Annotated in this window: 12 protein-coding genes; 7 read left to right on the forward strand and 5 right to left on the reverse strand. The window is 63.1% G+C overall.

Features of this window, described 5'->3' with window-relative positions:
• Positions 1 to 94: 94 nt before the first annotated feature.
• On the reverse strand, positions 95 to 631 hold the full coding sequence (locus AC3EMP_RS28570; protein ID WP_352843006.1) for a tetratricopeptide repeat protein: 537 nt from the start codon (positions 629 to 631) through the stop codon (positions 95 to 97).
• Between the two features lie 227 nt (positions 632 to 858).
• Between AC3EMP_RS28570 and AC3EMP_RS28575 the strand changes: the two genes are divergently transcribed.
• The 3 genes from AC3EMP_RS28575 to AC3EMP_RS28585 all read left to right on the forward strand — a co-directional run bounded on the left by AC3EMP_RS28575 (position 859) and on the right by AC3EMP_RS28585 (position 3,486).
• Entirely contained in the window at positions 859 to 1,284 is a 426-nt protein-coding gene (locus AC3EMP_RS28575) for a DUF3775 domain-containing protein (RefSeq protein ID WP_023683751.1), read from the forward strand.
• Between the two features lie 198 nt (positions 1,285 to 1,482).
• A complete protein-coding gene (locus AC3EMP_RS28580) occupies positions 1,483 to 2,559 on the forward strand; it encodes an extensin-like domain-containing protein (protein ID WP_023748179.1) in 1,077 nt (358 codons plus the stop codon).
• A gap of 132 nt (positions 2,560 to 2,691) precedes the next feature.
• Complete coding sequence (locus tag AC3EMP_RS28585) at positions 2,692 to 3,486, forward strand: extensin-like domain-containing protein (protein WP_352712037.1); 795 nt, start codon at positions 2,692 to 2,694, stop codon at positions 3,484 to 3,486.
• 20 nt (positions 3,487 to 3,506) lie between these two features.
• On the opposite strand, the gene AC3EMP_RS28590 is transcribed toward AC3EMP_RS28585, so the two are convergent.
• The gene (locus AC3EMP_RS28590) at positions 3,507 to 4,226 is read right to left on the reverse strand and encodes a gamma-glutamylcyclotransferase (protein ID WP_023671986.1); all 720 of its coding nucleotides are present in this window, start codon (positions 4,224 to 4,226) and stop codon (positions 3,507 to 3,509) included.
• A 112-nt stretch (positions 4,227 to 4,338) separates the two neighbouring features.
• On the opposite strand from AC3EMP_RS28590, the gene AC3EMP_RS28595 reads away from it, so the two are divergent.
• The gene (locus AC3EMP_RS28595) at positions 4,339 to 5,046 is read left to right on the forward strand and encodes an LssY C-terminal domain-containing protein (protein ID WP_023724930.1); all 708 of its coding nucleotides are present in this window, start codon (positions 4,339 to 4,341) and stop codon (positions 5,044 to 5,046) included.
• Positions 5,047 to 5,116: 70 nt separating this feature from the next.
• Complete coding sequence (locus AC3EMP_RS28600) at positions 5,117 to 6,427, forward strand: hemolysin family protein (RefSeq protein ID WP_023724931.1); 1,311 nt, start codon at positions 5,117 to 5,119, stop codon at positions 6,425 to 6,427.
• Between the two features lie 28 nt (positions 6,428 to 6,455).
• On the opposite strand, the gene AC3EMP_RS28605 is transcribed toward AC3EMP_RS28600, so the two are convergent.
• Positions 6,456 to 7,334, reverse strand: coding sequence for a DMT family transporter (locus AC3EMP_RS28605; protein ID WP_050587011.1), 879 nt, complete (start codon positions 7,332 to 7,334; stop codon positions 6,456 to 6,458).
• Between the two features lie 258 nt (positions 7,335 to 7,592).
• On the opposite strand from AC3EMP_RS28605, the gene AC3EMP_RS28610 reads away from it, so the two are divergent.
• Positions 7,593 to 8,888, forward strand: a complete 1,296-nt coding sequence (locus AC3EMP_RS28610; protein WP_023683745.1) for a glucoamylase family protein — start codon at positions 7,593 to 7,595, stop codon at positions 8,886 to 8,888.
• A 165-nt stretch (positions 8,889 to 9,053) separates the two neighbouring features.
• Here the strand turns inward: AC3EMP_RS28610 and AC3EMP_RS28615 are convergent, their stop codons facing one another.
• Positions 9,054 to 9,659 (reverse strand): NADPH-dependent FMN reductase, encoded by a 606-nt coding sequence (locus tag AC3EMP_RS28615; RefSeq protein ID WP_023671992.1) that lies wholly within the window; start codon positions 9,657 to 9,659, stop codon positions 9,054 to 9,056.
• An 89-nt stretch (positions 9,660 to 9,748) separates the two neighbouring features.
• Between AC3EMP_RS28615 and AC3EMP_RS28620 the strand changes: the two genes are divergently transcribed.
• Positions 9,749 to 10,117, forward strand: coding sequence for a winged helix-turn-helix transcriptional regulator (locus tag AC3EMP_RS28620; RefSeq protein ID WP_023683744.1), 369 nt, complete (start codon positions 9,749 to 9,751; stop codon positions 10,115 to 10,117).
• A 500-nt stretch (positions 10,118 to 10,617) separates the two neighbouring features.
• On the opposite strand, the gene AC3EMP_RS28625 is transcribed toward AC3EMP_RS28620, so the two are convergent.
• Positions 10,618 to 11,013: an acyl-CoA thioesterase gene (locus AC3EMP_RS28625; RefSeq protein ID WP_023671995.1), complete on the reverse strand. Its 396-nt coding sequence runs from the start codon at positions 11,011 to 11,013 to the stop codon at positions 10,618 to 10,620.
• Positions 11,014 to 11,141 lie beyond the last annotated feature (128 nt).

Consider the following 11,141-nt stretch of genomic DNA (forward strand, 5'->3'; position numbering starts at 1 on the left):
TTGCCGTCACGGCATGTGCAGCGTGTTGCAGTTGCGACAACAAAAACCGGCTGCGATTGCTCGCAGCCGGCCCAGAGAAGCCGTTGGGGTGGGGTCAGCTTCTCATGAAATGGTAGATCTGTTCGGCCAGCATGCCGTATTCGCGGGAACCTTTGCCGGTCCGCTTCTCGATCTCGGCCAGCTGCTCCTGGGCGCCGGCCAGGTCGCCGATCTGCAGATGGGCCTCGCCGAGATATTCGCGCACCAGCGTGTAATCCGGGTTGATGCGCAGCGCTTCCTCGTAATAGCCGAGGCCGACGGTGACACGGCCGGAATGGCGATGCGAATAGCCGAGATAGTTGAGGATGCGCGGATCCTGCTTGTTGGCGGCAAGGCTGAGCACGGCGATTGCCTCATCATAACGCCCGGCCATGGCCATGTCGTGACCAGCATCATAGATGTTGTCGTCGTCCAGCATGCCGTACTTCGGCGCGACGCATTTCTGCTTTTTCTTGTCCCAGACCTGCCCCTTCTTGCACTGGGTGGTGGTCTCGGTACCACCGCCACCGCCGCCGGCCGCAAACACCGGAACCGCAAAGAACTGCAGCGCGACAACCGCCGCAGCCGCCTGGATCAACACTCTTTTATGCATCGAAGCCTCCTTGAGGGATAATGACGATCTTGAGGGAAAATGACGATAATGAAAAGCTAACGCCGGGATGCAGACTTTTCATCCCGGAAACCCGCAGCCGCCGAAACTATTTGTGCGGCCGTGCCTAACCTGAATTCCGTCAAGGCGGGAGCCAGGGATCAGAACATGACGTGACGCGCGCTGCAAATCAGCTATCATTCGGGAAGATCAGCGGGGGTACCCCGAGAGTGCAACAGCGCCGTGAGCGGGAATGGGAGCTATCTATCGGCCCGGACACCGTGCGCCTGTTCATTCTCAAGGCAAAGGGACTGAGTGCTGCCGTCAACGAAGACTATGCCGACGGTGCCGAGCATGAGGTCGAGCTCGATGGTGAATCACATGCCAATCACCACCATGACGGTCTGGCGGAGGAAAGCGCGGAAGACCTCACCGAGGAAGAGCTGCGCGAGCTGATCAACGACCTCAACGTCGACGAAGCGGCCGAGTTGATCGCGCTGGCCTGGGTCGGCCGCGGCGACTATGACGCAGCGGAATGGTCCGATGCGGTTGCCGCCGCGCGCGACCGCGCCAACAAGCGCACGGCGAAATACCTGCTCGGCATGCCGCTTTTGGCCGACTGGCTGGAAGAAGGGCTGGAAGCGATTGGCGCGTAACGACGTCGTTACCGTTCGTGATGGGCCGCAGGCAACCTCCGGGCGTTCGCGCCGTTGAGGACGATGGGGTCTGTTGTACTTTCCCGAACATGCAGGGTTGCACTAGTCATGGTCGTCACGGCTCTGCTGCTGACGCCCCTGCTGACGCAAGCCGACGCCAAACAGCGCAAGAAGCATTACACGCCGCTGTCACAGCGGTTGGAGCAGTTGTTTTCACCGCGGGTCGACTCGCATCCTAAGCCGCGCAGCAAACACCGCCAGAAGCCCAGGCCACAGCGGCACATCACGCCAAAGCAGGTGGAACAAAAGACCCCGGATAAAGAGCCCTCGCCCGCCGATGTTCCGGTGCAGCCCTCGCGCGTTGTCCCGCTGCCCGAGGCGCGTCCTTCAGAGGCGCCGAAGACCGGCGCGGCACCGATCGAAAAGCAAAAGGCCGAAGGTCCGAACCCCCTTGGCGCGCCCAACCGGTCCAATGACGATCGATTCAACGAAGAAAAGTCCCGTTTTAAAAAGCAGGCGCGGCCCGGACCGTCAGCCCCGAAGCCGTCGACCGATAAGCAAAGCGAGCCCGAGCCGCCGGCCGCGGTGCCGATTCCGACACAAAAGCCAGACACTTCGGAACCTGAAGCTCAGCCGCTGGCCGTTGCTCCGCAACCACCTGAAAAACCCGATGCCGGCGACAAGAAGATGCTGCCCGATGCGCGCTCGGCCGATGTGCCCGATGCAAAAATGCCGGCGGCGGAAGTCGCCTGTCGCGAGCGGCTGACGGCCCTTGGTGTCGAATTCGAGGAGCATAAGGCGGAAAGCAATCCCGACATCGGCTGCTCGATCCCCTATCCCCTGGTGCTGAAGTCGCTCGGAAAATCCATCGCCATCGGCCCCGCGACCGAACTCAACTGCCCGATGGCCGAGGCGGCAGCCCGCTTTGCCGCCGAAATCATCCAGCCTGCGGCGAAAGCCGAATTCGGCGCCGACCTGAAATCGATCAACCAGGCATCGGCCTTTGTCTGCCGGCCGCGCAACGGCACGCGCCATCTGTCGGAACATGCCTTCGGCAACGCGCTCGATATTGCCAGCTTCACGTTGTCGGATGGCAGAAAGGTCGAAGTCGGTCCAACGCCGCCCGAGAAGGACGGCAAATTCCTCAATGCGGTGCGCAAGGCCGCCTGCGGACCGTTCAAGACCGTGCTTGGACCGGGCGCGGACCCGGACCATTCCCTGCATTTCCATCTCGATCTCGAACCGCGCCGGAATGGTGGCACTTTCTGCCAGTGATGGCCCTCCAGTGATCGTCATGCCGGTGATGGTCTGGCTGCCGCATTTCGGCCGCAGGCATGAACGCGGACGCTGAGTTTTCCTTTACCCTTGATCGTTAAAATCCCACCGATCAAGGACAGGATTCCGCCCATGGCCGCAATATTTCGCGCCGCCGCGAAGGCAAAAAGCACAGCGATACTGGCCGCCGGTCTTGCGCTGGCCGCCGTTTCAGCTTGCAACACGGGCAGCGTGCTGTCGCTGCAGCCGGCCGTCGATGTTGGCTCGCAGACCGCGGCCGTGCCGCAATATGAAGGCATGCAGAAGCTCGTCCCGTCCAATCCCTATATGACTGCCGCCTATCCGCGCATCGACGAGCCGATGTCGGAGTCGGAGCCGCAGCAGATGCCGGCCAGCGAAACCGATTGCCGTGGCGAGCTGAAGCGCCTTCGCGTCGTCTACACCGATGTCCAGCCGATCCACGAGGGACAGTGCGGCATAGACTGGCCGGTCAAGGTCTCCGCCATCGGCGGCATCCAGATGAAGCCCGCCGCAACATTGACCTGCGACATGGCCGCAAGTTTCGCCGCCTGGACCAGCAACGAACTGGTTCCCTCCGCCCGCTGGCGCTATTTCTCGGGCGTCAAGACCATCCACCAGGGCTCGAGCTATTCCTGCCGCAACATCGCCGGCGAAGGTGTCCTGTCCGAGCACGGCAAGGGCAACGCCCTCGACGTCATGAGCATCGAGCTCAACAACGGCGACGACATCGACGTGCGCAAGCCCGGCCTGTTTGCCTTCCGCACCCGCGGCTTCCTCAACAATGTGCGTGCCGACGGCTGCCAGTATTTCGCCACCGTGCTCGGTCCCGGCTACAATTACGATCACCGCAACCATTTCCATTTCGACATCAAGAACCGCAAAAGCGGCTACCGCGCCTGCCGCTAAAGCGTTTCACCGTTCAGAAATCAGTCGGGATTGGCGTTCCTGGTGGAAGCGATGATTTGCTGGGCCACCAGATCCTGGATGCGCCAAAGGTTCCTGTCGCGGATACCGCTCTCTTCCAACTTGCTGACGGTTCGGAACAGGTATTGAGCCGACGAGCCCCAATGCCCGGCAGCCCGCGCCAGCGTGTCGGCAACCTGCTCCAATGGCAGCCGGCCGGCATAGGCCCTGCCGTCTGGCGCGGCGACGAAAGCCAAGGCCCGCAACGGCCCATCCTTGGTCTTGACCTTGATCCAGCATGGCACGTTAGTCGGCGGGTTGGCATCGATCTCGCGGCGCATCAACTGGCCAAGTTGCCCGAAATGGTCTTCCGCGGGCAGCCGATAGACGATGCCGTTGCAGCTGCCGCCTCGATCGAGCGCCAGCATCAGCGCCGGCAAATCACGGGTTCCGCGCCAACGGGTCAGCGTCAGGCAGAACGAGCGGTGCCATCCTGGCGCCGTGGCCGGGCGCTGCTCGACATGGGCAAATTCGGGGTTCCAGATCAGCGACCCGTAGGCAAAGACCCATAGCGCTTCAGGCCGATGCTCCGACAGAAGTTGCTCGACAAGACTATCGAACTCCGCGTCTGTATGCTCGGTTGTTCCGGGCTCGGGACCCGCATCCGGTTCGACACGCTCGACCCTTGCGACAAGGTCCGCGGTCAATGCCATCGAGCTGCGACCCACCGGCTTCTTATCCATTCCTGCTCACCCCCCGCAAAAACGATGGCCGACGATAGAACGGCTGCTCGCCGCTGGCCATTGATTTCCGGGGTCCGTCAGGCACAGATACCGCACGGATCGAGCCGCTTTCATGAGCCGACGAAGCCTGCAACGACGCGCATTGACCTGGCTCGCCGCTCTTCTGGCGGTCTGGCTGGCCCTCGCCTATGTCGCTGCGCCGGAATTCTGGACGGTTCGCGACCGCGGCTTTCGCACGCAGACTTTCGAGATGGTGACACACACGCCGCAAGGCATTCCGGGCGACCCGATCAATATCGGCCTTGTCGGTACCGAAAAAGAGATGATCCATGCCTTCGCCATGGCCGGATGGGATACGGCCGATGGCGTGACGCTAAAGACCGCGATCGAAATCGGTGAGAGCGTGCTGTTCGATCATCCCTATCCTGACGCCCCGGTCAGCCGGCTGCTGTTCGAAGGCCGCGCCCAGGATCTCGCCTTCGAAAAGCCGGTCGGCGGCAGCGCCGACCGGCGCCATCATGTCCGCTTCTGGCGCAGCGATGCGACCGGCGACGACGGCCGAACGCTCTGGATGGGCTCGGCCAGCTTCGACCGCGGCGTTGGTCTCAGCCACGATACCGGCGCCATCACCCACCATATCGCCCCTGACATCGACGCCGAGCGCGATCTCGTGATCCACGACCTGTCGGCGGCCGGCATGGTGATCTCGGTGAGCGACATCCCGGGCATCGGCGCCACCAGGACCGGACGCAACGGCGGCGGCGATCCCTATTTCACCGACGGCAAGGCTGTTGTCGGGGTGCTCAGGCAATTCCCCTGAACCACTGTCATTTTCCAAAAATCATCGCGGACTATTTTCCTGCGGCCCGCCGCAATGCTATTGAGCCCTGATGCTATACGTCGAAATCGCCACCGTGGTCGTCCTCATCTGTGTGAACGGCCTTCTGTCGATGTCCGAGCTCGCCATCGTGTCGTCGCGCCCGGCGCGGCTCAAGGCGATGATCGACCGCGGCGTCAATGGCGCCGGGCGTGCGCTGACGCTCGGCTCCAATCCCGGCAAATTCCTGTCGTCGGTGCAGATCGGCATCACTCTGGTCGGCGTGCTGTCGGGCGCCTTCTCCGGCGCCACGCTGGGCGACAGGCTTTCGGTGTACCTGGCCACGACCGGCATGCGCGAAAACATCGCCGACCCGCTCGGCGTCGGGATCGTCGTCGCCATCATCACCTATTTCTCGCTGATCGTCGGCGAGCTGGTGCCCAAGCAGATCGCGCTGCGCGATCCCGAGCGTGTTGCCGCCCGCGCGGCGCCTGCGATGACCATCCTAGCCACCGTCTCCGCGCCGCTGGTGTTCCTGCTCGACATTTCCGGCCGCGCCATATTGTGGCTGCTTGGCCAGCGCGGCGAGAGCGAGGAGAAGGTCACCGACGAAGAGATCAAGATGCTGGTCGCCGAGGCCGAGCACCACGGCACCATCGAATCTGACGAGCGGCGCATGATCGCCGGCGTCATGCGGCTCGGCGATCGCGCCGTGCGCGCCGTGATGACGCCGCGCACCGAGGTCGACTGGATCAATTTGCAGTCCGATGAGGGTGCCATCCGCAAGCTCTTGATGGAGACCCAGCATTCGCGCCTGCCGGCCGGCGATGGCGGCGTCGACGTCATGGTTGGCGTTGTTCAGACGCGCGACGTGCTGGCCGCCCTGCTTGCCGGCCGCGCACTCGATCCGCGCAAGCATGTGCGCGCCGCCCCCATCGTCTACGATCAGGCCGACGCGCTGGATGTGCTGCAGAAGCTGAAGGAATCCGACGTGCCGATGGCGCTGGTGCATGACGAATACGGCCATTTCGAAGGGATCGTCACGCCTGCCGACATTCTCGAGGCCATCACCGGCGTCTTCCGGGCCGATACCGACGCCGGCGACGAGGAAAACGCCGTCAAGCGCGAGGACGGCTCATGGCTGCTCGCGGGATACATGCAAGCCGACGAGATGGCTGACGTTCTCGGTATCGACCTGCCGGAAAATCGCGATTACGAGACCGTCGCCGGTTATGTGCTGTCGCACATGCACCATCTGCCGGCGACCGGCGAATGCGTCGACGCGCAAGGCTGGCGTTTCGAGGTCGTCGACCTCGACGGCCGCCGCATCGACAAGCTGATCGCCACCCGGCTGCCCAGCGGCCATCGCGAAGTGGTGCGTTGACGCTCTGCCGTCAAAGCGAATAGCGCCCTCAGACCGCGGCTTCGATCGGTTCGGCAAGCTTCGGATTGGAGCGCGAGGCGATCAGGCAACTGGCCACGATCAGGGCCGCTCCAGCCAGCGTGGTCCAGGTCGCCGCCTCGTCGAAGAACAGCCAGCCAAACACGATCGCCCAGATGAAGGCGGAATACTCCGTCGGGATTAGATATTGCGCTTCGGCCCGCGCGTAGGACCAGCTCATCAGGAACTGGCCGGAGAGCGACAGCGCCGTCACCCCGGCCAGTGGAAGCAAGAGATTGCCCGGCAGGGCAACCGCGAGCCAGGGAGCGGCGGGGAGAAGGACGGCGGCAACGCACAGGTTCTGGAACAGCATGATCTCGACTGGTTTGGCCACCAGCGCCTGCCGCCGCGAGAGGATCAGATTGTAGGCGTAGAACACCGTCGATGCGAGCACCGCCACCGTGCCAAGCAGGGCATCCCCGGTATAGTTCCCTTGCCCGAACTGTCCGGCCATGATGATGACGACGCCGGCGATGCCCGCCAGCGACGCCCAGATCGCCTGGCGCTGTATGCGTTCGCCCAAAAGCAGCGCCGCCAGCAGGAGAGCGAACAGCGGCGCGACGAAACTAAGCCCGATCCCATCCGCTAGCGGCAATCTGGCAAGGCCCCAGAAGAACGACAGCAGAACGATGCCCACGATCACGGCGCGCAGCGCGTGTAGCCGCAGCACGGAAGGCGTGGGAAGGGAACGCGGCCCCGCCGCCCAGGCCGTGCCCGCGACCACGCTCGCAAGCATGCTTCGCCACAGCACCGTGTTGTAGACACCGACGGCGATGACCAGGATTTTCATCGCCGCATCCATGGCGGACAGAAGGAAGATCGCAAGTGCACAGACCAGCACCGGGGTCATGGGGGAAACGACGCCTGACAGGCTGGGTGACTTCACGGGGCATGCTCATGTGATGGATCGCAGCCGGATATATCAGGGGAGGACGGACAGGCCAGATGGCAGGGCCGTGCATATGGCGGTCCAACCGATCTTCGCAGCCCCTCGATTTGAATTCGGTGCGTTGGCAGCGCCTTTCGCTATCGGCCCCAGCCTGCCCTCACCCATGATTGATCCGCTGGAAGAATGGCAAAAGCAGCCAAAGCCTCTATATCGATTGTCATGGATGCATCGAACGAACACGCGCTAAACGACGAGCTTCTCCAAGATATCCAGCGCCTGTCCTTCGAGTATTTTCTCAACGAGGCCAACCCTGCCAACGGCCTGGTCGCCGACCGCAACACGCCAACGTCGCCTGCCAGCATAGCCGCTGTCGGGCTCGCTTTGTCGTCCTATCCCGTCGGTGTCGAGCGCGGTTTCATGACGCGCGATGCCGCAATCGAGCGGACGCTCGCCACGCTTCGCTTCTTCTGGAACGCCCCGCACGGGCCGGAGCCCGATGCCACCGGCTACAAGGGTTTCTACTATCATTTCCTCGACATGAAGACCGGCCGCCGCGTCTGGAATTGCGAACTGTCCACGATCGATACCGCACTTCTGCTTGCCGGTGTTCTGGCTGCCGGCGCTTATTTCGACGAGGACGATGAGCTCGAACTGGAAATCCGCAAGCTTGCCGATGCGCTCTACCGCCGTGCCGACTGGCGCTGGGCGCAGAACGGCGGCGCCACCGTCACCCATGGCTGGCGGCCTGGAAAAGGCTTTCTGCGCTACCGCTGGGAAGGATTTGACGAGGCGCTGATCCTGTACGTTCTGGGTCTCGGTTCGCCGACCCACTCGCTGCCGCCCGAGAGCTACGCGGCCTGGCTGTCCACCTATAAGTGGAAGACAATCTACGGCCGCGAGATGGTCTATGCCGGCCCGCTTTTCATCCACCAGTTCTCGCATATCTGGATCGATTTTCGCGACATCCGCGATGCTTTCATGCAGGGTCACGACAGCGACTATTTCGAAAACAGCCGCCAGGCGACGTATCTGCAGCGCGATTACGCAATCCGCAATCCGAGGGGGTTCGCGGGCTATGGCGAGAATTGCTGGGGCGTCACCGCCAGCGACGGCCCAGGTCCGATCGCGCGGCGAGCCGATGGACGCCGCTTCTTCGGTTATCTCGCCCGCGGCGCACCGTTTGGCCCCGATGACGGCACGCTGTCGCCATGGGCGGCAATCGCCTCCTTGCCTTTTGCGCCGGAAATCGTGCTGCCGGCGCTGCGCCATTTCCACGAGATGGACCTGCGCGACGGCAACCCTTACGGCTTCACCGCGAGCTTCAACCCGACGATCGCTGCCGACGACGGCCGCGCCTGCGGTTGGGTATCGCCGGACCATGTCGGCATCAACCAGGGGCCGATCGCCCTGATGATCGAGAACTACCGGTCCGACTTCCTGTGGCGATTGATGCGCCGCGTGCCGGCCATCACCACAGGACTGCGCCGGGCCGGGTTTTCCAGCGGGTGGCTGTGACAGGCGGCGATCCTTCGCGCGGGATCGTCAAGGCATCAGCGCGACCTTGCCGGTCCGACTCCACCATCCGGCCAAGGGAGCCGAGAGCGCCTCTTCACGTGAATGAAAAAGGGCGGCGCAAACGCCGCCCTTTGGAAAAATCATCGATCCTTGGGAGGATAAGGCTCAGGCCGCCTGGGCTTCGCCGGCAATCGCGTCGGCCTGACGCGCTGCCTTGAGCACGCGGGCCCACCAGGCAACGTCGTTGACCAGCGCCGTGGCAGCCTGGTTCAGATGCTCGATCTCCTCGAGCTTCTTCTCGCCCTGGCGCACCGCCAGGAAATCGCTCCAGGCAATGTGAACGGCGGATTTGACCGGCGCCATCTGCAATTCGACCGCGGCAAGACGCAAATGTTCGACAGCGCGCGAGCCGCCGACGCTGCCATAGCCGACGAAACCGGCCGGCTTCTTGTTCCATTCATTGGCGGCGTAATCGATGGCGTTCTTCAGCACGGCCGTCGGGCCATGATTGTATTCGGCGGCGGTGAAGATGAAGCCGTCGAACTCGGCGACCTTCTTTTGCCAGCGCTGGGCAACTTCGTTCTGCGACGGCGCCCAGGCGGACGAGGCGACCTCGTCGAAGAAGGGCAGCGGCCAGTCGCGCAGGTCGACGGTCTCGACGTCGATGTCGGCATGAGATTTCGCGATCTTGGCGATCCACTGGGCGGGCACATCGGCGAAACGCGCGGCGCGTGTCGAACCGACGACGATGGCGATTTTGGGCTTGGACATGGGGCTCTCCATATATGCAAAAGCTGGTATCGTTTGGATACCGGCGCTATATGAGATACTGACAAATGGCAGCGCAAGGAGGCACCGTTATGTTACTGAGGCACCCGCACAACACCGAAGACTGCCGCGCCGTCTCGGAAATCCTGCAGCGCGTCGGCGACAAATGGACCGTTCTGGTCGTCGGCAAGCTGGGCGGCGGACCGCTGCGTTTCAATGAGTTGCGCGCCGCTGTCGGCGGCATTTCGCAGAAGATGCTGACCACCACCTTGCGCGGTCTTGAGCGCGACGGCTTCGTCACCCGAACCGTGTTCCCGACCATCCCGCCACGCGTCGACTATGAGCTGACGGAGCTCGGCCATGAGCTGCTGGTGCCGGTCGGCGCGCTCGGCGAATGGGCGCGGAAGAACACCTCGCGGGTCCAGGCGGCGCGTGAAAGATTCGATGGCGTGCACGCCTGAAAACCGTTGCCCAGCAATAGTTTACGGATTTTGCCGTCGACGACGCGTACCCGGGTTTAACTGGATCCGCCCTTGCATCGTTGGTCACGCCATCGCGACATAGCTGCAGCGTTTCGTTCGCCGGCGCATCATCATTTTGAGGCTGACGAGGTCTTCCGCTGACGGGCCCTCAGGCCTTTGACGCAGGGTTGCTGCAACACACTGCGCCGCACGTCTCTACCCTTGCAGACCGCTGGGCGGTCCGCTCGTTGCCAACGGTCCGGTCGTGCGTGCAGGCAACGCTTGGAAGCTCTTTCCTGATCTCGGTATAAGCGGTCGTGCCAAGCAGGCAGATCACCGCGACGAGGGCCGCCACGAGCCAGCCGTTCAGCATGTGTTGACGCATTGTCTTCCCTCCGCCGCCCGCAGAATCGGATGTGAAGGCAACCATTGGATGTCGCGCAGCGCATCGCCCGCGCGGGGGATGTTACATAAGCGCAAGCTTGGCAGAATCGACGATGTCAACTTTCGGTTGGAATCGGCTTCGGCTTGCCGTCGCTATCCAGCGCCACCATGACGAAATCGGCGTGGGTGACCTTCTCCATCAGGTCGGAGAGGTAGCGTTGCGCCCAGGCCTCGACCTTGAGCGTCATGGAGGTGCGGCCGACGCGCTCGACATGGGTGTAGATGCACAGCGTGTCGCCGATCTTCATCGCCTTGGCGAAGGACATTTCCTTGACAGCCGCCGTCACCACGCGACCCTTGGCCCGCTCGGCCGCACGGATGCCGCAGGCAAGATCCATCTGCGCCATCACCCAGCCGCCAAAGATGTCGCCGGCCGCATTTGCATCGGCCGGCATGGCGAGCGTACGCAAGGTCAGATCGCCGATCGGCCGTCCGTCCGCGTAATGCACCATCCGAGATTCCCCTGAAGCGATAGCCCTTGATCCCGTAGCGTCATGGACCCAAGAGGTCAACGCGACGGGCGAGGCTCCCGGCGCAATGTCGGTTCCATGGTGGCTTTTCCGACCAGGCGTCTCACGGT

It is taken from the genome of Mesorhizobium sp. P160219, assembly GCF_057786095.1.